At 42.6% G+C, this 23,447-nt stretch carries 23 protein-coding genes; 6 read left to right on the top strand and 17 right to left on the bottom strand.

The features are described 5' to 3' along the window. Positions 1 to 20 precede the first annotated feature (20 nt). Positions 21 to 647, bottom strand: coding sequence for a LysE family translocator (locus M3I01_RS05190; RefSeq protein WP_112139827.1), 627 nt, complete (start codon positions 645 to 647; stop codon positions 21 to 23). Positions 648 to 1,012: 365 nt separating this feature from the next. Here M3I01_RS05190 and dapA point away from each other — a divergent pair, with 365 nt between their 5' ends. Continuing rightward, positions 1,013 to 1,885: a 4-hydroxy-tetrahydrodipicolinate synthase gene (gene dapA / locus M3I01_RS05185; protein WP_255894543.1), complete on the top strand. Its 873-nt coding sequence runs from the start codon at positions 1,013 to 1,015 to the stop codon at positions 1,883 to 1,885. 84 nt (positions 1,886 to 1,969) lie between these two features. On the opposite strand, the gene M3I01_RS05180 is transcribed toward dapA, so the two are convergent. After that, positions 1,970 to 2,212 (bottom strand): GlsB/YeaQ/YmgE family stress response membrane protein, encoded by a 243-nt coding sequence (locus M3I01_RS05180; protein ID WP_112139831.1) that lies wholly within the window; start codon positions 2,210 to 2,212, stop codon positions 1,970 to 1,972. A gap of 240 nt (positions 2,213 to 2,452) precedes the next feature. Between M3I01_RS05180 and M3I01_RS05175 the strand changes: the two genes are divergently transcribed. Then, positions 2,453 to 3,136 carry a P-loop NTPase family protein gene (locus tag M3I01_RS05175; protein ID WP_255894542.1) on the top strand — a complete coding sequence of 228 codons (684 nt, stop codon included), beginning with the start codon at positions 2,453 to 2,455 and terminating at the stop codon, positions 3,134 to 3,136. A gap of 134 nt (positions 3,137 to 3,270) precedes the next feature. Here the strand turns inward: M3I01_RS05175 and M3I01_RS05170 are convergent, their stop codons facing one another. Continuing rightward, a complete protein-coding gene (locus tag M3I01_RS05170) occupies positions 3,271 to 4,134 on the bottom strand; it encodes an isocitrate lyase/PEP mutase family protein (RefSeq protein ID WP_255894541.1) in 864 nt (287 codons plus the stop codon). A gap of 310 nt (positions 4,135 to 4,444) precedes the next feature. Between M3I01_RS05170 and M3I01_RS05165 the strand changes: the two genes are divergently transcribed. After that, entirely contained in the window at positions 4,445 to 5,737 is a 1,293-nt protein-coding gene (locus tag M3I01_RS05165) for a cation:proton antiporter (RefSeq protein ID WP_255894539.1), read from the top strand. A gap of 196 nt (positions 5,738 to 5,933) precedes the next feature. Here M3I01_RS05165 and M3I01_RS05160 read toward each other — a convergent pair whose 3' ends face one another. From M3I01_RS05160 to M3I01_RS05130, 7 genes are all read right to left on the bottom strand, one after another. Next, positions 5,934 to 6,533, bottom strand: a complete 600-nt coding sequence (locus tag M3I01_RS05160) for a PqiC family protein (RefSeq protein WP_255894538.1) — start codon at positions 6,531 to 6,533, stop codon at positions 5,934 to 5,936. Between the two features lie 13 nt (positions 6,534 to 6,546). Continuing rightward, entirely contained in the window at positions 6,547 to 8,193 is a 1,647-nt protein-coding gene (gene pqiB, locus M3I01_RS05155; protein WP_275564952.1) for an intermembrane transport protein PqiB, read from the bottom strand. Next, entirely contained in the window at positions 8,190 to 9,497 is a 1,308-nt protein-coding gene (locus M3I01_RS05150; protein WP_255894534.1) for a PqiA/YebS family transporter subunit, read from the bottom strand. The genes pqiB and M3I01_RS05150 overlap by 4 nt, the downstream gene beginning before the upstream one ends. Before the next feature lie 503 nt (positions 9,498 to 10,000). Then, positions 10,001 to 11,002 (bottom strand): hypothetical protein, encoded by a 1,002-nt coding sequence (locus M3I01_RS05145; protein ID WP_255894531.1) that lies wholly within the window; start codon positions 11,000 to 11,002, stop codon positions 10,001 to 10,003. A 530-nt stretch (positions 11,003 to 11,532) separates the two neighbouring features. Continuing rightward, positions 11,533 to 12,549 (bottom strand): 23S rRNA pseudouridine(2604) synthase RluF, encoded by a 1,017-nt coding sequence (gene rluF, locus M3I01_RS05140; protein ID WP_255894530.1) that lies wholly within the window; start codon positions 12,547 to 12,549, stop codon positions 11,533 to 11,535. Positions 12,550 to 12,734: 185 nt separating this feature from the next. Continuing rightward, complete coding sequence (locus tag M3I01_RS05135; protein WP_112139850.1) at positions 12,735 to 13,094, bottom strand: ribbon-helix-helix domain-containing protein; 360 nt, start codon at positions 13,092 to 13,094, stop codon at positions 12,735 to 12,737. Between the two features lie 164 nt (positions 13,095 to 13,258). Beyond that, positions 13,259 to 13,828, bottom strand: coding sequence for a DJ-1/PfpI family protein (locus M3I01_RS05130; RefSeq protein WP_255894528.1), 570 nt, complete (start codon positions 13,826 to 13,828; stop codon positions 13,259 to 13,261). A gap of 407 nt (positions 13,829 to 14,235) precedes the next feature. Between M3I01_RS05130 and M3I01_RS05125 the strand changes: the two genes are divergently transcribed. Then, complete coding sequence (locus tag M3I01_RS05125) at positions 14,236 to 15,867, top strand: sensor domain-containing diguanylate cyclase (RefSeq protein ID WP_255894527.1); 1,632 nt, start codon at positions 14,236 to 14,238, stop codon at positions 15,865 to 15,867. Between the two features lie 180 nt (positions 15,868 to 16,047). Here M3I01_RS05125 and M3I01_RS05120 read toward each other — a convergent pair whose 3' ends face one another. Then, the gene (locus M3I01_RS05120) at positions 16,048 to 16,845 is read right to left on the bottom strand and encodes a transglutaminase family protein (protein ID WP_255894526.1); all 798 of its coding nucleotides are present in this window, start codon (positions 16,843 to 16,845) and stop codon (positions 16,048 to 16,050) included. Positions 16,846 to 17,081: 236 nt separating this feature from the next. On the opposite strand from M3I01_RS05120, the gene M3I01_RS05115 reads away from it, so the two are divergent. Continuing rightward, on the top strand, positions 17,082 to 18,173 hold the full coding sequence (locus tag M3I01_RS05115; RefSeq protein ID WP_255894519.1) for a hypothetical protein: 1,092 nt from the start codon (positions 17,082 to 17,084) through the stop codon (positions 18,171 to 18,173). A gap of 70 nt (positions 18,174 to 18,243) precedes the next feature. On the opposite strand, the gene M3I01_RS05110 is transcribed toward M3I01_RS05115, so the two are convergent. Then, positions 18,244 to 19,881 (bottom strand): NAD+ synthase, encoded by a 1,638-nt coding sequence (locus tag M3I01_RS05110; RefSeq protein ID WP_255894518.1) that lies wholly within the window; start codon positions 19,879 to 19,881, stop codon positions 18,244 to 18,246. A gap of 73 nt (positions 19,882 to 19,954) precedes the next feature. On the opposite strand from M3I01_RS05110, the gene M3I01_RS05105 reads away from it, so the two are divergent. Beyond that, entirely contained in the window at positions 19,955 to 20,215 is a 261-nt protein-coding gene (locus tag M3I01_RS05105; protein ID WP_255894517.1) for a PP0621 family protein, read from the top strand. Here the strand turns inward: M3I01_RS05105 and M3I01_RS05100 are convergent. The 5 genes from M3I01_RS05100 to M3I01_RS05080 all read right to left on the bottom strand — a co-directional run bounded on the left by M3I01_RS05100 (position 20,199) and on the right by M3I01_RS05080 (position 23,371). Then, positions 20,199 to 20,657 (bottom strand): hypothetical protein, encoded by a 459-nt coding sequence (locus M3I01_RS05100; protein ID WP_255894515.1) that lies wholly within the window; start codon positions 20,655 to 20,657, stop codon positions 20,199 to 20,201. The two genes, M3I01_RS05105 and M3I01_RS05100, sit on opposite strands and share 17 nt — an antisense overlap. Next, the gene (locus M3I01_RS05095; protein WP_255894514.1) at positions 20,657 to 21,550 is read right to left on the bottom strand and encodes a type II secretion system protein; all 894 of its coding nucleotides are present in this window, start codon (positions 21,548 to 21,550) and stop codon (positions 20,657 to 20,659) included. Before M3I01_RS05095 ends, M3I01_RS05100 begins: the two co-directional genes overlap by 1 nt. Continuing rightward, the gene (locus M3I01_RS05090) at positions 21,550 to 21,906 is read right to left on the bottom strand and encodes a hypothetical protein (RefSeq protein WP_255894512.1); all 357 of its coding nucleotides are present in this window, start codon (positions 21,904 to 21,906) and stop codon (positions 21,550 to 21,552) included. The genes M3I01_RS05095 and M3I01_RS05090 overlap by 1 nt, the downstream gene beginning before the upstream one ends. Then, positions 21,906 to 22,415, bottom strand: coding sequence for a GspH/FimT family pseudopilin (locus M3I01_RS05085; protein ID WP_255894511.1), 510 nt, complete (start codon positions 22,413 to 22,415; stop codon positions 21,906 to 21,908). The genes M3I01_RS05090 and M3I01_RS05085 overlap by 1 nt, the downstream gene beginning before the upstream one ends. Positions 22,416 to 22,504: 89 nt before the next feature. Further along, positions 22,505 to 23,371, bottom strand: a complete 867-nt coding sequence (locus M3I01_RS05080; RefSeq protein WP_275564951.1) for an alpha/beta fold hydrolase — start codon at positions 23,369 to 23,371, stop codon at positions 22,505 to 22,507. Positions 23,372 to 23,447: the final 76 nt, after the last annotated feature.

Raw genomic sequence — 23,447 nt, 5'->3', positions numbered from 1 at the left:
ACGCTCAAAATGAGCGTTTTTTACGATAGAAAAAAAGCACCTATGACAACTTTTAAGCCAAGCAACATCAATATTCCTCCCATACTTCTATCCACCCAAACAGTATGACGTCGCAACCAAGACAACACCGGACCACCAGCTAATAACAGAGCGACAATAATATACCAACCACTGTCTATCACTACGACCGTCGCCCATAACTGGAATTTAATCAAAACATCCATATTAGTAGGAATCAGCTGACTGAATAAAGCCAAGAAAAATAAGGCAATCTTAGGGTTCAAAACTGCAATCATTAAACCATCACGAGCAGAATCCCAATAAGAAGATCTAACACCCTCTACATTAATTTCTTTCCCCTGCCCAGCATAACGCCATGCTTTCAGCCCTAACCAAGCAAGATACACTCCCCCTAGAACGGTCAATACAGAAAATAGATCTTGATGTTTAGCCATCAATATCGCGAGCCCCTGCAAGGTTAGAAAGGCCCAGAAACCGATCCCCAAACCATGCGTGATGGCCGCCAATACACCATGTAACGGCGACTGAGAGACTGAGACTCGAAGAATAACAGCTAAGCTTGGTCCAGGGGAAATAGCCCCCATAACGCAAACGGCAACTAAAGAAAGCCAAGTGGTTAGATCCATATTTATCACTCTATTTAATAGTATTATTGACGTCGGAGCGACGTTAAATTATGCGGCTATATTATCGAATCTCGCTCCAAAAAACGAACCCACCTTAGCTAAAAAACAGTCAAATAAAAAACACTTATGTGTATTGACCTTTAATAAAAAAAAAGCCAGTATAAAAAATCAATTAAACACAGAATCTCTATTATTTTATGTATAACAGTGTCTTAAATAAACACAAAGGCGATAAACGTAAGGCTAAAAAGCTTTGCAGCGCTGACGTGTGGAATTAAGATTCAAACAACTCCCCCGGCAGCATTCTCGCTGACGGTTTATCTCTTCTTCAGCAGAATGCGTACCGGCCTAAATAAGGCAAAAATATGTTTTACGGCGCAATCACTGCATTAATCACTCCGTTCCGTCATGGGCAACTAGACGAAGACGCTTTACGTAATATTGTTCGCTGGCAAATCGATCAAGGTATCAATGGTCTTGTTCCTGTTGGTACTACAGGAGAGTCTCCAACCTTAAGCGAAAATGAACACAAACGCGTGATTGAAATCACAGTACAAGAAACCAATAAAGCGGTTCCTGTGCTGGCTGGCGCGGGCTCAAACAACCCTGTTGAAGCGGTGAATTACTCTGAATACGCGTATCAAGCAGGCGCAGACGCTACTTTACATGTTGCGGGCTATTACAATCGTCCAAATCAAACTGGCCTCTATGAACACTTCAAATACGTGCACGACAACAGCAAACTACCGATCATTCTTTACAATATCCCTCCACGCGCGGTCGTCGGTTTGGAAGTGGGTACACTGGCTCGACTTGCAGAATTGCCAAGAATCATCGGTGTCAAAGATGCGACAGGTGACCTAACTCGACCTATTCGTGAACGTGCATTAATCAACAAACCATTCAATTTCTTGAGTGGAGACGACATTACAGCGGTTGCTTATAATGTTGGTGGCGGCGCAGGTTGTATTTCTGTCACATCTAACGTGGCACCAAGACAGATTGTAGAATTACAGCGCCTATGCCGTGAAGGAAAATACGTCGAGGCAGCGCAACTGCAAGACAAACTGTTTGCCTTACAAAATGCCCTTTTCATTGAACCCAACCCTGCTGGACCAAAATACGCCATGTCATTATTAGGGTTATGCAGCGATGAATGCCGTTTGCCTATGGTGCCATTGCAAGACAGTACAAAAGCAACCATTCGCCGCGTTATGGAAGAACTAGAGTTAATCTAGTTTTGAGCAAGATAGTAAAACTAAAAAAGCCTGCATAAATTGCAGGCTTTTGAGTATAAAATAAAGTTTTATTCATGAATAAGCTTAAGACGATTTAGCCAACCGAACCACGTAAAGCAAAATAATCGCACCTACGGTTGCCGTGAGTAAAGACCCTAAAAAACTGCCCGAATACAAACCAAGGAGCTGAAACGTAAACCCGCCAACAAAAGAGCCTACTACCCCGATCACGATATTACCCACTAAACCAAAACCAGCCCCTTTTACAAACTGACCCGCCAACCAACCCGCTAACGCACCAATGACTAAAAAAGCAAAAATCTCCATAAAATAATCCTTATAATGAACAATTTGTAGCATCCTACCCTAGCACTGATTTATTTCGTCGAATAGTAAAGCCTTTCAACTTTCTATAAAATTAACCCGTTAATTCTTTTTTCTATCACTTTTGACATGGAAATATCATGCTTTTTCACAAAATCTTGATACAGTGTCTTTTGTAAGAAAAGATTCTTTCAGAAAGCCCTTTTAAACACGGCTACGTTCAGTTTTGATGAGGATATCTAAATGGGTAAGGTACATTTCGTAGGTGGTGAAAAAGGCGGTGTCGGGAAATCTATGACGGCCCGCGTCTTAGCTCAATTCTATATTGATAATGATCAGCCATTCTTAGGCTTTGATTGTGACAGCTCGCACAGTACCTTTTCGCGTTTTTACAGTGAGTTTGCCTCTCCCATTTTAATTGGTGAGGAAGACAGCTTAGACGGCATGCTGGCCGCCATTGAAGAATACCCTGATCGTGATTTGATCATTGATCTAGCAGCGCAGGCAGCGCAGCCATTAGGCAAGTGGATTGAAGAAACAGATGTGTTTGGGTTGTTAGATGAAATGGGCTACCAAGTTTGTCTTTGGCATGTAATGGATGATGGTGCAGACTCTGTCGCTCTATTAGACGCTTTGTTAGAGCGTTATACTCAACCTTCCGTAGATTTTGTCGTGGTACAAAACCTCGGCCGAGGCACAGATTTTTCTCGGTTTAAAAAGTCAGATATTTATAAGAAAGCCGTTGATCGGGAAGCCTTGATCATTGAGCTGCCAAAACTGCAAAGTAAGTTAACGCAAAAAATTGATTTTAATAACAGCAGCTTTTGGGCCGTCGCAAACGATAAAGGCATTATGAACATTGCTGAGCGTCAACGCATGAAGGTCTGGCTACGTAACAGCTACGTGCAATTAGAACAACTAGGTTAGCGTCTTTTATCACTCTTTAAACTAAAAAAGCCAACACAATGTTGGCTTTTTTAGTGGTCTATCTGCTATCAGTAATTAGGTCAATTATCTGTATTGATTAAACGCGAAGCGCACACAAGATCACTCAATAATACTTATTCTTGCACATCCATGTACTTATTTGCCCACACTCTATTTTCTTCTAACGTAGAGTAGCGAGTCGATAGTTCAGACGCATCTAACGTCCCCTCTGCGATACCACGTTGCTCACGCAAACAATCGTAAGTTGCTTTAATGGCTGCAAAATACGCGGCATGACCATTTACCACAATACGCACGCCATTCGCAGCAAGACGTTCTCTGTCTCGTAGCTCAGGATTATCATAAGCCACCAACATAACAGGGATGGTAATGTGTTGTGTAATCTCTTCTAGATGCGCAAAATCACGAATGCCGACCATACAAATACCATCAACCCCTACCGCTTGATAAGCTTTGACACGGACTATGGCTTCTTCCGTCGTCAACTGACCCGCATTGGTACGAGCAATAATGCTCATAATAGGGTCGATACGGGCTTCTAAGGCGGCCTTCAATTTACCGACGGCTTCTTCAACCGGAATTAAATCCGTCGATTTATGGCCGTATTTTGCTGGCAATAAGGTATCTTCTATCGTCAACGCCGCCACACCAGCACGCTCAAGTTCGACAATGGTACGCATCACATTCAATGCATTACCGTAGCCGTGATCTGCATCGGCAATAATCGGCAAACGCGCGACACGACCAATTCGAGTTGCTTGTTCTGTGAACTCACTTAACGTGATCAGAGCAAAATCTGGCGCCGCCAACACCTGAAGCGATGCGACAGAGCCACCTAAAATCCCCACTTCAAAGCCAAGATCTTCAGCAATACGAGCCGACATAGGATCAAATGTCGATGCCGTGTAATAACATTTATCACTTGCTAACAATGCTCGGAAGTCATTACGTAAATCGTGTTGGGAAGGTGTTGCCATAAATCTACTCCTAAAAATGTCACTAAGTTTCACGTACTTTAATGGCGCTGCATTATACTCTCCTTGGGAGTTTGCTTCATTATATTCCAACCAATTGGTTAGGTTTTGTAACTTAATTACAAAAATTTAAGCGTGAAAAATATCAATAAAAGCAAGATTTCTACTTTTTTACTTCTAAACGCCTCAGGATCACTTTTTGTACAGTGAAAACAGTGACAGTGACAAACTCTAGGGATAACATACTGCCTCAGCATTCCCCCATGCACCCTTTTATGATTCTAATCTTATTGATAAATGTTAAGGCTCTCGAATGAACGCTTGGTACCTCATCTGTTTTCTATCGGCATTAGCTGTTTTCATCGCTTTTACCAACCAATACATTCTCAAAATGCAAACGACAATCGCCATCACAACAGGATCGGTCGTCATCTCCTTGCTGCTGATTCTTGCGGTTAAAATGCTTGGCGATGAAACCGCATTATTCATTACTCAAGTCGTTGCTGGTATAGACTTTAACCAGCTACTGCTAAAAGGCATGTTAGGCTTTCTACTGTTTGCTGGTGCGTTAGAAATCGATCTCGCTGCGTTAAAACGCCAACGATGGGAAATCACCATTTTGGTGTTATTCTCCACTCTGGTTTCTACTTTTATTGTTGGCTATTTAAGCTTCTATCTGTTCGCTCTATTAAACTTTCCTGTACCCTTCATCTACTGCTTGCTTTTCGGTGCGTTGATCAGCCCTACCGACCCGATTGCTGTATTGGCGATCATTAAACAGATGAGTGCACCGCAAGGCATCTCGATTCAAGTCGAAGGAGAGTCGCTCTTCAACGATGGTGTTGGTTTGGTTATTTTCACCACCATATTTGCAGTCGCTTTTTATGGCACAGAGGCCAATTTCCAGGAAATTGCTGAGCTATTTTTAGTTGATGCCATTGGCGGTATCGTATTTGGTCTTGTCATCGCCGTTGTTGGCCACTTTGTCATCATTAACTGTAAAGATATAAATACACGCTTACTGGTCACGCTGACCATTCCTTCTGCGGGTTTTGCTCTCGCCAATATCTGGGAAATTTCGGGGGCATTGGCCATGGTGACCAGCGGCATCCTTCTCGGTAATATTACACGAGCGAAAGCCTCTAAAAGGCGCGGCCCAGATGGCACTCGTTATGTAAAAGACTTCTGGCATGCAACAGACAGCTTCTTAAATGCTTTGTTGTTCCTCATCATCGGTATGTTGATTGTTACCATGCCATTATCATGGGAACTCATTGGGTTAGGCTTAGTTATGGTCCCCGTGGTTCTTCTGGCTCGCTTTATCAGTGTTGGAACGCCTTATCGTGTTTTCAAACGCTACCGCCAATACGATAAGCACTCAGTGAAAATATTAACGTGGGGTGGTTTACGCGGCGGGCTTGCTCTTGCTATGGCGGCGGCCATTCCAGCCAATCAAATTAAAATTGAAGGGTTAGATCTACATGACATTATGGTCATCATCACCTACGTTGTCGTTATCTTCTCCATCATAGTTCAAGGGCTAACCATTTCTCCTTTGATACAAAAAAGCATCAAGGCCGCAGAAGAAAAAGCAAAACAACGCTAAACCATTACTCGTATACACAAAGCAGAAAGGCCAACATCATGTTGGCCTTTCTAGTTTCAATAACAACTTTTAATAAAAATGTTCTTCCTAGATATCAACACTAATTAGTGTCTAGGATATGCTCCTAAATATATGAATGGAGCATATATAGACCATCGTTAGACTTAAAAATAGTTACAGAAAAGAACCGTAAATTTTATTTATTCAACGACTTTGCGATCTCTTTCGACATAGGATCAATTACCTGATTAAACCAACTGGAGGACAATGCTTGCACCATGGTTGAATAACCATCTGATGGCAACTCGCCTGTAACATTGAAAGTATTTGATAGTGACAATTCACCTGCCGCTGAAATAAACTGCCAACGCCCAGAGATATGAATCATGCCATGCAAATCCGCATAAAAGCCATCCACCTCTATGTTCAACAAAGCAATCGCATAAGAAGGAAATCGCTGACCTCCAAACCAAGTAATCTTTGGTAATGTTTTTTCTAATCGTTGCTGAGTTAAACGCGTTAGCTGTGAAGACAATGATTCTGCCCATAAGTTATTCTGAGAACGATGCACTTCCCCTTGGTTTGTCACCAACACAATTTCATTTCCCGCCAAATAATTGGCGACAACAATGGGCATCAACTGAACAGACGCCTCTTTAGTTGATTGAACCTGTGCTTCCTGAAAATCAGCATCCATTAATAAGTATTCACGACTTGGCGAAACGGACGTTGCACAACCCGTTATTATCCCGCTCATCAATACAATCAAAAACATACGATACGGTATTACCATCATTTTCTCCCTTGAACTACCTCGCCGCTTTCGGCTGAATATCTAAACGTGGCTTACTATCAAAAATCAAAGTATTTGGGTTTTCACGAAGTTGACGCAGCAAAGGTTGTAGCTCATTCAACGCTCGACCTAATGACACCATATTCTCTCTTAATGGCCGACCAATTTGCCCATTGGCTTGATACGTTTCTAGCGTTAAACTCAACTCCGTCATCACTTCAGCTAAATTTGCTGGTAACGCCTGCGTTTCGGATTGCTCTAAGAGTTGCTTAACGCTTTTACTGACGGCTTGTAATTGGCGTAAGGTTTCATTCGCCTCACCCATTGTCTTTCCTAATTGCTCAAACGTTTCTTTAAGGGGAACATCCGCTAACTTATCAAGCATATTTGACACTTTACTCTCAATATTCGCTAAAGAATCTGGACCGGTAGGAAACACCAGATACCCGTCAAACTCTTTGAGTTTAATTGGCGGTGGGTTGTCCATAAAGTCCAAACTAATCACTTTTGCCGCATTTAGGTAGTTGCCGATTTCAAGTCTTGCCCTAAGCCCTTGAGCAATACGGTAATCCAATAACGCTTGCCATTTTTGTAATGACTCGTCTCCCGATACGTTCCACGCATTCAAACGTTGCGGCTCAATGCGAGCAAGTACAGGAATCACGGGTCTCTCATGGGGCGTTAATGTGTCCATCGACATTCCCGTAAAAGGAACGTCTAACACAGTACCGATCCTAACCCCGCGAAACTTGACATCAGCACCCGGAGCCAGCCCACTGACATTCGAATCAAACAAAAAAACATATTCGATGGTCTGATCATAAAGATTGTTATTCGCCTCTTCTTTTGAAGAAAACAAGCGGAACGAGGTTAAGTCTTGAACCGGTTTACCTGACGCCCTGCCCTTACCCAACCCGAACGAGATGCCACCCGATAAAAAAGTCTCTAACGAGTCCAGCCTTACTTCAAAGCCTTGCACGGAACTTTTAAAAGACAATCCCGGCGTAATCCAGAACTGAACAGCATCACTCACTAGAGCATCATAAGGGGGCTTAACCACGACTCGATAGGTAATAGACCCTGTGTCTGTGTCGAAGCCTACTTCCTCAATATAACCAACCTCGTAGCCACGAAAATGCACCAACGAACCGACATTAAGTTTAGCGCTGTCATCACTTTGCAGAAGAATTCGGACCCCTTCATTTTTGGTTGACAGTGGTGGCTGACTTAGCAAAGAAAACTCTGAACTCTCTTTACCCTGCTCGCCGGGAGACATATCAATATAAGCACCCGACAATAACGTCCCTAAGCCACTCACGCCTTCTCTGCCTATACGCGGTTTAACCACCCAAAACTTGGTGTCTTCTCGTAACATTTTTTGCGTACCATTATTCATACGCACCATGATAATTGCATTGTCGTAGTCATTGCTAAGACGGATTCCAATGACTTTTCCGACATCTACGTTACGAGCTTTTAATTTCGTTTGGCCAGCTTCTAGCCCTTCTGCATTCGGAGCGATTAATGTAATAACGGGGCCTTGGCTCGCCCAGTTTTGATAGAGCATCCAGCCGGCCACCATAATAGCAACAAGAGGCACTAACCAGATGGAGTTGAAGCGTACACGTTGAAGGTTTTCAACATTCTTGTTTTCTTCAATCACTCTTTTTTCTCCTGTGACGACGACACTACTGAGCCCTCGTTTTTATCCCATAATAACCGTGGATCAAATGTCATGGCGGCCAACATCGTTAAAATGATGACCGACGTAAAAGACAACACCGCCGCGCCCGGTAAGATAGACATCAACTCCCCCATTTGTACCAAGCCCGTTAATACCGCCACGACAAAAATATCAATCATCGACCAGCGCCCCACCAGCTCAGTAATACGATACAAGCGTATTTTCTGCATCGCTTCTCGCTCTGTAGGGTAATAACATTGCCAACACAGCCAACCTAACGACAGCATCTTAACCAAAGGTATCACCACGCTGGCTAAAAATATTACCAAAGCCACAGGATACGAACCTAAAGACCACAATAGTAAAACGCCACCCATAATAGTTGAGGGCTCATTTCCACCTAAAAAGGTCGTCTGCATAATGGGAAAAATATTCGCGGGAATAAACATAATCACGGACGCAATAAGAAAGGCAATCGTACCCATTAAACTGTGCGGTCGACGGCTGTGAATCGAGTGACCGCAACGACTGCAGTGAAACTCAGTACCAAGCAAGGTTGCACCACAAAAATGACATCCAATCAGCTTCTGTTGTTTTGCGGTTATTGGCTTTACTAATGCTGATTTTTCCAACACGGGCAGTTTAACAATCAAATGATCCGGTCCATGACCAGCCAGTTGATTCCAAAACCAACGACGATCAACCAAGCTAATGGTTTTTAATAACAACAACACATAAGCACAAAAGGCCCAAAACGACAGCCCTAACTCAATATCTGCCAAACTGTCCATTTTCACTAACGCAACCAACGTACCGACCAAAAAGACATCAACCATCAACCACGGCTGAATAACAATGACCCAACGAATGAGATAGCGCTTTATTGCCATACTTACATGATGATTTCCGAAGGACCAAACTAGGAAAATAACGGCTAACAGATAGGCAATAGGAAAAACAAACAGTGCCAAACTAATAATCGCACTTAATATCAAATAATCCTGATTGATCAATACACTAACAATATTGAATAAGGTGATACTTCGTTCAGCACCACTACTAGAAAAACCAAGAAAGGGAAAAGCCAAAGCGAAAGCGAGCATAAGAAGAGAAGAACAGCCCGTACCAAAAACCCGCCCTTTAGCATGCTCATGAACACTTAATAAAACATGACCACAACGTATGCACTTAAAACGTTCGCCACCTTTTAGCAGCGGTATACGATGAAGTAAATCGCACTCATCACAGGCCGTTACACTGTCATAAAACAATGGATAACTCATACCTTCCCAAAAATAAAAACAAACACGTCTCCGTATATAACACGATATATATGACAAACCAACAAGCCATCTAAGAGACTAAGTTGACAACTCAGATTCAATTTTCAAATACAAAATGCACATTTGCTAAAAGGATTCGTTATGACCTACAAAGCAATCACACTCGTCAAAAGACCTGAGACAGAATTAACCGACGATTTATTAAAAGTAATCAACTTTTCCAAGCCAACACCCACTGATGTCGAACGCTCGCTAAAGGTGAACTAAAATATCGCACGCATATTTTAGAAAGATTAGAAAACGCACAGAAAGGTCTCAACCTACTGTTTAATGGCGAAAATAAAGGCAAGCTGATTGTTTCCTTGTAAACCACAAATAAAAAACCGAACCTAGACAAAGTTCGGTGTTTTATGTTGATATCTAGGGTTTTCTATTCAATTGCTTTATTTAGACTAAACATGCTTCTAAGCAACGCCAGAAAGCACCTTTTCGACAGAGCATATCTATTTTTCTTTTATAACGGGAAGATAACCTTGAATACGCTCAGGCAGGTTCAAAACAAACAAAGCCCGAACTTTCTGCCAATAAATTGAGAGCATCAGCAAAAATGCGCCCATTCCCACGCCCGTTACTGCAAAACTGTAACCAACGCCACCGTAGCTTTCAAATAGGCTCGACAAAGCATAAATCACATAAATTAGAGATGAAACCATAAAAGCGCGGCGGTCAATTGCCACAGACATGACGGTCATAAATACATACAAAAGAACAATCATCGCCATATTAATTAAGCTTTCGTTTCCATCAAGCACGCCAAGACTTGAAAAAACTGGATGAATAATCAAAGGCGCCGACAAAAGGTGTAACCAAAACGCCACATCGGATTTGCGTGTGGTTCGACTCGTATCCGCTGCATCCCAATACATGGCACAAGTAAAAGCAATGCAGCCACACAAAAATAGCGTCGTCATCAAAACACCCACACTATTCGGAAAAATACTAATCACAACCGAGGCCAGCATAGCCAAAGCCGCTCCGGTCCCGACCGCAACGGTAATGGGTACGTTAAAACGACGCCAATGAAGATAAGCCGCCAAGGTTGATAATGCCGTCGCTAGGATGACACCGTAGCTAGACTGCCCAGCAAATAAAGAATCCGTGAAAGCAAAAACACCGCCGACAAAGGCCAACAACAATACAATCGCAGGAAGCGCCATTTTTCGGCGCAACACAAACACTTCTGACAGCCCCCATGCCAACGCAGTAAAGACCAAATAACCTACACTTTCATTAATTGATTGAAGTACCCAAAGCGAAGAAAATAACAACAAAGCGCAAGCAATCACGACAAAAATATCGTTAAAGCCACCGACTAAACGAAAATTTTCTTCGTCGACTGAAGGTGTGCCATTGGACGACGACATAAGGTGACGGAATTCGTCAACGGACGTTGCAGTAAAGACCCCTTTTTTAACCGCTAAATTTAGATCTTCGTCTGTATACATAACACCCCTTAATGACTTTTAAACTTAAACAACAAATTGTGAGATACACAGACAAAACAACATCCGTTAAGCCCAATCTAGATAAATACCGTGGAAATCTATAATGAAACTGAACCATACAACACAATAACAGAGCAATCCAATCCTCCACGGCCATCATTCGCTAAGTATATCTTCCTCTTGTTAAGGAATAAGACCATACTCATCGTGTTGCGCATTATGGTGACAATGTTTATTAAAATCATACGCAATACAGCCCTTAGTTGGCGAAAACCAACCTAGGTTAATACAGTGATGATGGACGGTGAATATCATGAGTAAGGGTCAAGACAGTAAAAAAGACGCGAAAAAGAAACCACTTTTAACAGCAAAAGAGAAAAAAGCGGCAAAGGCTTCTAAAAAATCCTCAACGAATGCTTTAGGCAACTAAGTCTCAATTGGCCACCGTGGCACCATGGTGGCCTTATTGTGAATAATCAAACCGGTTTAACCATCATTTTGGCCATTCAAAACGCGTTTTTTAGTAAAAGCTAAGGACGTGAAGACTTTTGTGGACCACCTTTTCCTTTTGTCGGGCGTTTTGCGTTGCCCTTTGGTACACCTGAAGGTTTACCACTTGGCCGTTTTCCATTACCCGTTGGCTTCTTAGTATCAGCAAAGGGACGTCTGTCTTTCGTTTTAGATGAATTCGCTGGTTTTCGCCCGTCTTCCTTCTTCGGATGCTTAGTATTAGCCTTTGGTGTTGCTATGGATTTTGCATCCGCATTAGGTCGACTGGTTTTTCTTGGCGCCTTACGGGCTTTTTTTATGGGTGTACTGTTTTCTGAAGAAGAATCTTCAACAGATTTTAATAAAACCGCTAACTCTTTTTCAGTTAAGTCCCGCCATTCACCCACAGGAATGCCTTTTAAGCTCACGTTCATAATACGTGTTCGCTCCAGCTTCACCGCGTCATAACCAAAGTGCTCGCACATCCGACGAATTTGACGATTAAGACCTTGTACCAACGTAATGTTAAAAACATTCGCCGTTACCTTGGTCACAGGGCATTTTTTCGTCATGGTTCCCAAGATAGGAACACCGCCCGACATACCCGCTATAAAGTCATCGGTAATCGGCTTGTTCACCGTCACCAAATACTCTTTCTCATGATTATTGCCGGCGCGCAGCACCTTATTAACAAGATCGCCATTGTTGGTCAAAAAGATTAAACCTTGGGAATCTTTATCCAAGCGACCAATCGGAAAAATTCGTACACTATGACTAACAAAATCGACGATATTGTTCTTTTCAGAACTTTCCGTGGTGCTGACAATCCCAACCGGCTTATTCAATACAATGAAGATAAAATCATCCGCGTCTTGTGGTTCGATCAGTTGACCATTCACTTTTACGGTATCACCGGCCGCTACTTGATCTCCCACCTTGGCACGCTTGCCATTAATGAAAACATTGCCTTGTTCGATAAAGCGATCTGCGTCTCTGCGAGAGCAAATGCCACTTTCGCTGATGTATTTATTTAAACGAGTGGATGAAGCGTTAAACATAAGGTGCCGTCTTTGTCTGTGTAAAGTCTCTCTATTTCAGAAAGCACTTAAACGGTGTGAGTCGTAAAGAACGATATTGCGTACATTATATAGGAAAGAGGGCTTGCATTTTAGGAGGGAACCGCAGAAATTTATCAATAAGACACTACTGACAAACATTAAACATAATCAAGCTTTACAACGCCCTACTGATGCGTCTCTAGGTAGTATTTTTCTTGTTCAAGAATACGATCTGTATTAAGAGACGCTAAGCTCACCTCATGAGAATGAGGTAACATGCCGATGGTTTGCAAATGCAGATAACGCATTGCACAAACTCTTAGAAAAGACGTGAAGTTATCCAGATTATGACCCGCATCCAAGGCTTCGTGATTGAGTTTGGCGATCATTTGAGACAAAGACAGCTTATCTCGTTGTGCAATTTCTTCCAGAGTAAACCAAAAAAAACTTTCTAATCGTATACTGGTGACCATACCATCAATACGCAAAGAGCGCGTGACGTTTTCCCAAAGGCTTGGATCAGAGTTCACAAAAAGCTTACACATTTCATTTTCCCTATTGAATGACTTATTTTTATTTTTGGAATACAAAGTTGTTCAGTGTAAACAGTCTATCTCAAAAAACGCAGAGAAGTTAAGCAGATTTAACGCTTTACTGTCTTATGACAATGGTTAAACCTGCCCAATTAGATTCATTATACTTCAACGAATTACTTTGCTAACAATGTATAAAACTGAGCGAGCCAAGCCGGATGCGCAGGCCAAGCTGGCGCAGTAACAAGGTTGCCGTCTGTTACCGCTTGGTCAACCGGAATGTCCATAAACTGGCCTTTGGCGAGTTCGACTTCTGGCTGGCAAGCTGGGTAAGCTGAGCATTTTCTATTTTCTAACACACCCGCCGCCGCTAATAATTGAGCACCATGACACACTGCCGCTACAGGCTTATCGGTATCAAAGAAGTGTTTCACCATCGCGATCACCTCTTTGTTAAGGCGAAGGTACTCTGGCGCTCGGCCACCTGGAATGACCAACGCATCGTAGTCTTCGACTTTTATATCAGCAAAAGTCGCATTCAATGCGAAACGATGGCCTGGCTTTTCAGTGTAAGTTTGATCGCCTTCAAAATCATGAATCGCCGTCGCCACCGTATCACCAGACTTTTTGTCTGGGCACACAGCATGCACCGTATGACCCACACTCATTAATGCCTGAAAAGGCACCATGGTTTCGTAGTCTTCCGTAAAATCACCCGTAATCATTAAGATTTTTTTGTTAGACATGATACTTTCCTCGATTGTGTTAAAAGCGTTCTATGTTTTAACAGTTTGAGGAAGGAGAAAGGTATTAATGGGTTATTACATTGAGGTTTCGCCATTGACGATTTTTTTTTTGGGGGGGGGAGGAGGTCAACCCCCCTTTTTTTCCCAGCAATTGAGATACTAAAAACACTTTTTTAAAAGGACTTTGACCCCGTAGTTAAAGTACCTATTTTGGCCGCCGCCGGAGGTTAAGTGTGTATTATATGTTTTGCGAAAGTCGCATCTTTTGAAGGCAGTAAAGAGCTATAGTTTTCGAGTGACATTATTAGTTACTGTTATGTTAAGACCAGAAATATATATAGACAAGCTGAGTTCCTTTTGACAGTATCGAACGATTTTTAATCGAAAAACATTATAAAGAACACTTTGTGTTTGAAGCAAATAATCGAGCTTATTTAACATTTTATATGAAACAGTTTTCAAAGTTACATCGCCAAATTTTTGCTATCACCACAACTTTAGCTTTGATCACCATTGTTATTATCAGTATTTCTATTGCTTCTCTTTTGTATACTCAGGGTATAGATAATGCTGAATCAGTGCTTCGTAACAAAAATAGGTCTGTCACAACGCTGATAGATGGCTATGTTGCCCCCTTACGCAAAGCCGTTGAATACACTGGTAGCTCTGCTTCAGGTGTTGATCATAGTCGCTTTCGTGAACAAGAAACAAAAGAAAAATTTCTGAGTCTGTTTGAGGTACTGCAAAACACCATACCCAACATACATTACATTTTTTCTGGTTATGAAGATGGTTCCTTGCTGATTAATAATTACACCGCACCCGCAGGTTTCAATTCCACCGTTCGCCCTTGGTATCTGGCAGCAATCAAGTCGAACCCACTAATTTCTGAAGGTGTACCTTATCAAGATATTAACTCTAAAAAGTGGTTGGTTTCGTTTGGGAAAACACTTTTAGACGCAGATAACAAGATTGTAGGTGTTATTTCCATTGATGCTGGAATGGATTCCATTGTTAAAGCACTGGCCATTCGGGATGAAAAGTATCCGACTATATACAACTTTGTCATGGATACTGAGGGTAAAATACTGATTCATCCCGATGAAACTCTCCCCGATACACTCCATCAACAAATTTTTTCTCATTTACCAGAAAAAGTGAATGCCTCAGGCAGCCTTGCTTACAACGATGGAGATCAGAAAAAACTGGCTCATTTTGATCGCATCGATGAGCTGGGCTGGATTGTTGTTACCGAAGTTAATTTGGCTGATATTCGTCAACCGATTGTAAAAACCATTACATCAACTTTGTTGATGATAGTCATAGGGTCTCTTTTTACGACTTGGTTGATGAGTCATATATTAAGTAGGCATCTGATTTTACCTCTGAAAAGATTGCAACAAAGGGTACAGGAAATTACCGAAGGGAAAGATGAATTGGGCAAATATGTGTTTCCCAATAACGAAATAGGTAAAATATCTGAAGCCATTGAGAAGCTCACTGAAAAAGCATTAATTCAGAAGAATATTGAGTTAAAAGACAAAAACACTCTGCTTAGTACTATTTCTCATACCGATCAGTTAACGTCGATTGCAAACCGTCGTAAAATGATGGAAGTACTTCATACCGAAGTCAGTAGTTATGAGCAAAATCAACATCCCTTTAGCGTGCTTATGTTTGATGTAGACCACTTCAAGCATGTGAATGATACGTTTGGTCATGAAGTGGGTGATCAGGTTCTAATAAGGCTTGCTCAAACCATCAAGGCAACGATTCATAAAACAGACACATTAGGACGATGGGGTGGCGAAGAATTTGTTATCGTATGCCCAAACACAGATAAAACGATGGCGCTAAACATTGCAGAGAAAGTCTTTTCAGCTATTCACTTACATAATTTTCCTTTGCAAATTAACATTACTATTAGTCTCGGCCTATCAGAATTTACCAACAATCATTCTTTAGAAAGCATTTTAGTAGAAATAGACCAAAAAATGTATCGCGCTAAACAATTAGGCAGAAATCAAATTCAGACATAATGCTTTTAGAGACCTTTGCATGAGCAGCCGATGTCACCATATTGCTTATCAAAGGTCTCATATCGAATGAGCCCAACTGGGCATAGAGAATACGACCTGCTTTAGCATATCAGGCTTCAAACTCACCCCATTCAAACACAAAACTCCCAGCTTAAAAGTGCCGAGTTGACTATTTTGATCTTAGTCGTTCGGCTTTGGTACCTGTTTAACTTGTACATCCATACTCAGCAGCTCAACCGGAGCACCAAACTGGGTGTAAATAGCGACATCGGTCGCATCACGTCCAAAGGCAATCGCAACACGCCCACCCTTTAGATCTGTTTGAGTAGGATCGAAGGTATACCACCGATTTCCTACGTAAGCTTCAAACCAAGCATGTAAATCCATAGGGTAAAGCCCTTCAAGATACCCCACCACCATGCGTGCGGGTATGCAAAGCGCACGACAGCAAGCAATGCCTAAATGAGCCATATCTCGGCATACGCCATAGCCTTGCTGATTGACTTCAGAAGCACTAATAGTCTCCTGACCGTGGCCCGGTGTGTACTCTATTGTTCGGCGAATATAATCAACAATCGCCGCACATTGGTCATAACCAGGTGCATACCCTTTTGCTATCGACGCAGCCATGTCAGTAAAGCGATCTGAGTCACAGTAGCGGCTAGGAAGCAAAAATGGCAAGGTATCGCCAGGTAATTGCGGTACTTCAATAAATGGGGCACCTGGGTCTATATCTGAATAATCTGCCGTTTCAACATGGACCAAGGTGCGTAACGAAAAGTCTCCTATTGGCGCAACCAACCGTTGGCACAAGTTCCCAAAAGAATCCGTAAATTCAACCGCTGGTACACTCGGCGACAATACATAATCTTCGCGTGAAATCCATTGCTGCTCGCCACTACGAGGTCGTAACATCAAGATAAACGGTGTTGGCACGGAAGTATGAAACTCAAGCACGCAAGAAGCTTTTAACCACATAAGCCTTACCTCCATATAAAATACATTAGCATTGAAATATGCCAGTTATTCACCATAACAGCTATATACAATGTTTAACATGTTGCACCTTGGACACACTAATTTCCAAATGACATTACTATCAACGTAGCATTTCATCCCACCTGAACAAACGACTTATTCTTTTCCTTAACGCTTATCAACACGTTTTTTTTGTGTAAAATCACGCACAGTTCATTAATTAAAGGAAATTAAAAATGACGTTAACTCGCACTATTACAACGCTTGCCCTATCGAGCGCTCTAGCGGCTTGCTCCACGCCACAAATAGACAACACACCAAAACACCTAACTTCAGTAGTTAAAGCAAAATCCACTATAAATGGCTTATATTTTCCCGATAATAAAGGCACTCAAACAGTCTATACTCGCGAAAACATGCGTGCTATTGACCAAAGCGCTGAGTTTGATAGCTTTTATATGCGTTGGGCAAACTACGATAAAACCCATATTTTTCGCATGAAAGACAACCTACTATTGGAAATAGATCACAATAAAGAGTCTTACCGTGAATGCCCATTAAATGGCTGCACCGATGCCTTTGCTAAGCTGATGGAAAAGAGTCAAGCCACATCAGACGACGAAGAGGAAGAATACGAAACGTATGAAGAAAAAGGCTGTAACGTTACGCTAGATAAAAATGACTTTGACGTCATTGCAACCAATAAAACGCGTACTATTAGCGGTTTGCAAGCCAAAGAGTATAAAGCCACCTGGACCACTGAATTTAAAGATACACAGGGAAGAGTCGACCAAAACCTAGTGCAGTTTGTATTTTGGACAACCACTCCGACTGCAGAAATGCAAAGTGCATGGAAGGTTCATCAAAAAGCGACCGATCAATACCTCGATACTGTTGGCGACAACAATCCTTTAGTGCGTGTTTTAGGCAAAGATGGTTACAAAGCAATCAGTGCTTTTAGCGGAGACGTTGAGAAAACAGACACGACACAATTCAATAACATCACCCAAAAGATTGCCACGATTCAAGGCTACCCTCTATCAATAAAATTAGAGTGGTTTCAAAAAAATGAAGCCTGCCCTGCTCCTAAAAAGAAACGCGCAAATGAGGAAATCGATCTATCAAAAGGCATTGGCAGCGCCGCCTCTACTTTTTTTGGCAATATAATCAAGGATGGGGCTGACAAGGTCGTCGACAGTGTCGCCGATGATTGGAAGAAAGAAGCGCGTGTTCGCTATATTTACGAAGTAACATCTGTATCTGAAGAAATGATCAACGACTCTGCGTTTGAAGTCCCTAAGGATTATACGCTTGAAGATAGGCAGTAAAAATTCGTTAATATGAAAAAAAACGCCGCTCCATTTGAGCGGCGTTCTTTTTATGATTGTTTAATAAAGATTACTCGCCGATGTGCCAGCCGTTAGTGATCGGATAACGGCGATCTCTACCAAACCCACGAGCGGTAATACGCACGCCAGTCGGTGATTGACGACGTTTGTATTCATTGACATCAACAAGGCGAAGTACTCGATAAACCGTTTCTCGGTCGAATTTCTTAGTTGCAAGAATGGCTTCTGCACTTTGATCTTCTTCGATGTACATGCGTAAGATGTCATCTAGGATGTCATAACTTGGCAAAGAATCTTCGTCTTTTTGATCCGGAGCCAATTCCGCAGACGGTGGACGCGTAATAACCCGTTCAGGAATCACATATCCCAAAGTATTTCGGTAACGACAAAGTTTGAAAACCAACGTTTTAAACACGTCTTTTAAAACTGAATAACCGCCGACCATGTCCCCGTAAAGCGTTGCATAACCCACAGCCATTTCGCTTTTATTGCCAGTCGTGAGCACCATCAAGCCTTTTTTGTTCGAAATGGCCATCAAGACAACGCCACGAGTACGAGCCTGTAGATTTTCTTCCGTGGCGTCTTTAGCATAGCCCTCGAATTCTGGCGCGAGCACGTCAGTAAACGCCGAAACCATGGATTCAATCGGCAAAACGCTGTATTTCACGCCCAATAAATTCGCCTCTTCTTCTGCATCATGCAAGCTAATAGAAGAAGTATAAGTGTAAGGCATCATTACTGCTTGAACACGATCGGCACCGATCGCGTCTACGGCAACAGCGAGCGATAACGCAGAATCAATACCGCCACTCAAACCCAGCACAATGCCTTTGAAGCAATTCTTTTCAATATAATCACGTAACCCAAGCACCATCGCCTGATACACGCTAGCTTCCACGTCTAACGCAGGAGCAATGATACCGGCAACGGGTTCAACTTTGTTTCGTTGACTGTCGTCCACTATCATATCAAGACAATATAAGCCCGCTTCAAACCAAGGCGCCTGCATGACCTTTTCACCTTTGGCGTTTACCGCAAAGGAACCACCTTCATAGACCAATTCGTCTTGCGCACCCATGTAGTTCACATAGACAATCGGCAAGCTGACTTCGGTTGCTCGTTTATGAAGTAAGGCCTCACGTTCACCCATTTTTTCAATATGATAAGGCGAAGCATTGAGATTCAAAATCAATTCCGCACCAGCGACTTTCGCTTGCGCTACAGGCTCTGGGTGCCAAATATCTTCACAGATACTCAAGCCCACTTTCACACCTTTTATTTCAACAATGCCCGCATCTAAGCCTGCGCTGAAATAGCGTTTATCATCAAACACAAGGAAGTTAGGCAGTTTCTGCTTTGCGTATTCAACTAACATTTTGCCTTGGTAAATCACGCCAGCGCAGTTAAAAAGTTCGCCATCGATACGACGTGGATAACCAATAATCACATGGATATCACGAACGTCTGCCAAAATTTTAGCCAACGCAGATTCGATCCGCGGATCCAAACTGGGACGTAACAATAAATCTTCTGGTGGATAGCCCGTTAAGGTTAACTCAGGAAAAACCACCACATCGGCGTGCTCTTCATCGCGGGCTTTACACGCCGCATCAATAACAGATTGGGTGTTTTTTGTGATGTCGCCGACCAGCATATCCAGCTGGGCCATTGCAATTCGTAATGTCATACAGTTGCTATCTCGTGAACTCTGTTAGAATATGCCCGTTATTGTCTGGAATAACCCAAGCTAGGTAAAGTATATGATCGTCCGTTTGATCGTTTTTGTTGCAATTTTCTTTATTGGTTGGTGGTTGTATCGCCGATTTGTCGCTTTTAAAGGCAGTCAATCGCCAACAAAAGCAAAAACACAGGAATCCTCTAAAAAGGATGAGTCTCAAGAAAGCATGGTTCGTTGCGAAGAATGCCAAACTTTTACGCCTCGCTCCCATGCTATTCATGACCAAGATGCTCGTCCATTTTGCAGTGCGGAACATTTGAAAGCATTCAATCAGAAGCACTGACCCAACCACCTGAAAACCATGCCCCATCTCGCCACCACCAGCATCGATATTGTTGCTGGTTTTGGCTGGCGCAAAGTCGGTAAGAAGCGATTACATTACCAGATTCATTCGCTGGTGACTCGTACCGCTCCCATTGGTAATTCAAACGTTGCGTATTTTTTTGCCATATTTTTTCTTGCGAATGCAAACCTAACTCACAAAACCCTACACATTCGCTGAAAGTCGCCGATGACAAACTAGCTGGCACCACAAAATCTTGTTTGAAATCCACCCAAACTTGTTGCTCGATTTCAATATCATTTAGCTGCCCTTGCCACAAATAAGACGCCTGCAACCTTTGTTGATATTGCATCGACAAAGTAGAAATAACCAATAGTAACGCAATAATCGGCAATGACACCCAACCGCGCTGAGAACGAATCAAAGCAGGCATCATGGTCATTATTGCATACCTTTTAGCACGATAATTTGATTACCAATGCCCTGACAAGGAGATAAATAGTGCCAATCTCCTCCCCTCATAGAATGATAGCTTTGGGCAAACGGCTCTTGTCGGTCAGACTTACAATTGCTCAAGCGATATTGATATTCCACCCAAAGCCCTCGAAGCTTATTCAAAGCAAACGGTCCATACCGCGTGTCTAAAGAATCCACCAACCCGTTGTCATCCTCATCCAATAACGGGAAAATAGACAATCGCTCGATCCCGTTTAGCAATTCCAATGAATTACCGTTTTCTTCTGGGGTGCGCCAAAACGCATCTCCTCCCTCTTTTCCAGGTGATACATACCAATAAAAGCCATCTTGGCTCTCTATCATCCCAGATTGCCCAATCGCCAAATTGTCCGTTAACTCAATTTTACTTTTGTAACTAGACACCGAGACAACTTGCCCTGAAAAAGACGATTCACAACTCGAAAAATTCGTTCGATCTCCTACTTTCCAGTGGCATGACAAGTTTGTCTCAAATGGGTTACTGGATACCGTTACAGCACCTCTACACAGCCCATAATCGGTTCCTTTCATCCAATCAGAGCCGCTAGACACCTTGCGTGAAGCAAGCCGAACAGGAGGAGACTCACCCGATTGAATGGTTAAAAACAACGATTCGTCCATCGCACAATTTGCAGGAACCAAACGCGCCCATTGCGCTTGAAAGTGAGCATCGATGGCGGCTTTGATCTCGTGTTGGTCTTGATACGTTTGCGCGAGAAGGTGACGTTCCTGCAAGCGAGCAAGAGCACTCACCAGAAAGGGTAAAAACAACGAAATCAAGGCACAAGCCACCAGCATTTCAATCAATAGACTGCCTTTCATTTGTGTGCGTCGAGACATTATTCGCCCTCCACATCGATATTAGAAAGATCATGCTGCGAAGCATAAAACCAACGTTTCAATTGGTTTTCGCTGCATTTTTGACAATCAGGATAAACTTGATTTAATGAACTTTCTTGATTATTTAGCCAAGCAGCAGAGCCCGTTAAGGCTTTCATTGCAGCTTGTTTTTGCTGGTTTTCATGGTTTTTTCGTTGTTCTTCCAACTGCTGAGTGGAACGCCAATGAGCTTCGTTCTGACGCTGTGCTAGATGCAAGACGACAGAAAACAACGCCAAGCAAAGCACTACTTCAAGCATGATCCAACCGTGCTGTCTCGTTTTTGATAAGAGGATGATGGGGTATAACTTTTTCATCAGCATGCCTCCCCGTTTTTTTCTTGCGGGTCAGAGGTATAAAAGCGCCCACTTTGATTTAATATCAAATTCGCCTGCCAGGTGCCTAAGCAAAATTCAAACGTACCGTTTTGGTAACCTGACAAACCGTTAGAGTGGAATTCTATTTGTTTTTTTTGCGAAGGGAAGCCACGCCAAGATACGTCTAATAAGGCGTTAAAGGTGATCTGCCGATACTTTTTTTCTGCACCACCAATACCTTGAATTTGATACAGTCGATAACCAGAAGACCAATCGCCGTCACAATGAACACCACCGCACAAAAAACTGGCATGGCCACTCACCACCGCCAATTGGCGAGCTTGTGTAAGCGCATTAGACAGTCGCTTCATTTCAATTTTTATTGTGCTTTTGTCTTTGGCGTTTTGACTGACCGTCAAAAATTGCGCGGAACCGGCATAGGCTAAAATGCTCAGAATGGCTAAAACACATAGCAGCTCTAGCAAAGAAAAGCCGTGTTGATGGCTCATAGAAAACCTCCTTGTTTTACGTAGTGATTAGAAAGAGCGCCCTGCTCTTTTCATTTATTCTATCCGATCACATCAGATAATAGTGACACTTAAATCAGCGCAAACCATTTGTTAATATGATTGGCAATTTGCCTTGGTTTTTGAAAAGGCAAAGAGTGATCACATGCACTCATGATTTTGTGTTGCCAAGCGTCATTCTGTAAGCTCAATAGCTCATAATGCTGCTTTAATGCCTCATGGCTTAATTCTCCAGAAAACAAAAAAACCTGCTCTGACGCGTTTATTATGGCTCGCCTTAACGCGGGTTCATTTGCCATCACTTCAACATGATCCGTCACCGCATCCAATGCATGCGCAAAACCAAACGGCCGATGAGCAAGCCGAGATTGTGTTGTTGCTTCTGCCACAGGATGCTTACGACGATTAGGCGACACACCATCCATAAACGACGCCACACCAAGTTCTACATCTCCGGTGTCATGAATCAATTTGGACGCATGGCGGTATTTCTGACGCACATCCATCAAGGTAGATAAGTCTTCTCGATCCAACGACGCAGGCTCTAACAAAGCCATTTTCACTGTCGTCTTCCCATGTAAACTACGCTGATAGTTCAGGTTGAGCGCAACCAAACCACCTAATGAATAAGCCACAAGATCAAAGTCATCCCATTTCACATGCGTCAACAGCGCTTCGATTTCATCGGTTAACTCCGCAATCGACACCGCGCCTTCTTCACCATGTTGATGAAAAGACTCGCCCATGCCCTTTAAATCGGGTACCAGCATCCAACGCCATTGAGTAAAGTACGGCAACATAGGGGAATAAGTAATTTCCCCAGCCACGCCGGCACCATGCAACAGCAGACAGGCTCGGTCGGTTTTGGCTGCGGGATTTTCGTAAAGACGGTACGCAATGTCCGCATTAGGTAAAGAAAGAAAAAAAATGTCAGACACTTGTAATTAACCTGTGAGGAATCTTAGTAAAAGAATACAATGTTTGCTCTAAGAAGCACGAATGCATATTACTAGG

Origin of the sequence: Marinomonas maritima (genome assembly GCF_024435075.2) — a bacterium.
Taxonomy (GTDB): domain Bacteria; phylum Pseudomonadota; class Gammaproteobacteria; order Pseudomonadales; family Marinomonadaceae; genus Marinomonas; species Marinomonas maritima.
Note: the sequence above shows the minus strand (reverse complement) of the source record. Positions and strands in the feature narration are given on the sequence as shown.

Excerpts from the sequence above, each read along its gene's own strand:
- M3I01_RS05190 (WP_112139827.1), bottom strand. The coding sequence starts at position 647 with ATGGATCTAACCACTTGGCTTTCTTTAGTTGCCGTTTGCGTTATGGGG.
- dapA (WP_255894543.1), top strand. The coding sequence starts at position 1,013 with ATGTTTTACGGCGCAATCACTGCATTAATCACTCCGTTCCGTCATGGG.
- M3I01_RS05180 (WP_112139831.1), bottom strand. The coding sequence starts at position 2,212 with ATGGAGATTTTTGCTTTTTTAGTCATTGGTGCGTTAGCGGGTTGGTTG.
- M3I01_RS05175 (WP_255894542.1), top strand. The coding sequence starts at position 2,453 with ATGGGTAAGGTACATTTCGTAGGTGGTGAAAAAGGCGGTGTCGGGAAA.
- M3I01_RS05170 (WP_255894541.1), bottom strand. The coding sequence starts at position 4,134 with ATGGCAACACCTTCCCAACACGATTTACGTAATGACTTCCGAGCATTG.
- M3I01_RS05165 (WP_255894539.1), top strand. The coding sequence starts at position 4,445 with ATGAACGCTTGGTACCTCATCTGTTTTCTATCGGCATTAGCTGTTTTC.
- M3I01_RS05160 (WP_255894538.1), bottom strand. The coding sequence starts at position 6,533 with ATGATGGTAATACCGTATCGTATGTTTTTGATTGTATTGATGAGCGGG.
- M3I01_RS05150 (WP_255894534.1), bottom strand. The coding sequence starts at position 9,497 with ATGAGTTATCCATTGTTTTATGACAGTGTAACGGCCTGTGATGAGTGC.
- M3I01_RS05145 (WP_255894531.1), bottom strand. The coding sequence starts at position 11,002 with ATGTATACAGACGAAGATCTAAATTTAGCGGTTAAAAAAGGGGTCTTT.
- rluF (WP_255894530.1), bottom strand. The coding sequence starts at position 12,549 with ATGTTTAACGCTTCATCCACTCGTTTAAATAAATACATCAGCGAAAGT.
- M3I01_RS05135 (WP_112139850.1), bottom strand. The coding sequence starts at position 13,094 with ATGTGTAAGCTTTTTGTGAACTCTGATCCAAGCCTTTGGGAAAACGTC.
- M3I01_RS05130 (WP_255894528.1), bottom strand. The coding sequence starts at position 13,828 with ATGTCTAACAAAAAAATCTTAATGATTACGGGTGATTTTACGGAAGAC.
- M3I01_RS05120 (WP_255894526.1), bottom strand. The coding sequence starts at position 16,845 with ATGTGGTTAAAAGCTTCTTGCGTGCTTGAGTTTCATACTTCCGTGCCA.
- M3I01_RS05115 (WP_255894519.1), top strand. The coding sequence starts at position 17,082 with ATGACGTTAACTCGCACTATTACAACGCTTGCCCTATCGAGCGCTCTA.
- M3I01_RS05110 (WP_255894518.1), bottom strand. The coding sequence starts at position 19,881 with ATGACATTACGAATTGCAATGGCCCAGCTGGATATGCTGGTCGGCGAC.
- M3I01_RS05105 (WP_255894517.1), top strand. The coding sequence starts at position 19,955 with ATGATCGTCCGTTTGATCGTTTTTGTTGCAATTTTCTTTATTGGTTGG.
- M3I01_RS05100 (WP_255894515.1), bottom strand. The coding sequence starts at position 20,657 with ATGACCATGATGCCTGCTTTGATTCGTTCTCAGCGCGGTTGGGTGTCA.
- M3I01_RS05095 (WP_255894514.1), bottom strand. The coding sequence starts at position 21,550 with ATGTCTCGACGCACACAAATGAAAGGCAGTCTATTGATTGAAATGCTG.
- M3I01_RS05090 (WP_255894512.1), bottom strand. The coding sequence starts at position 21,906 with ATGAAAAAGTTATACCCCATCATCCTCTTATCAAAAACGAGACAGCAC.
- M3I01_RS05085 (WP_255894511.1), bottom strand. The coding sequence starts at position 22,415 with ATGAGCCATCAACACGGCTTTTCTTTGCTAGAGCTGCTATGTGTTTTA.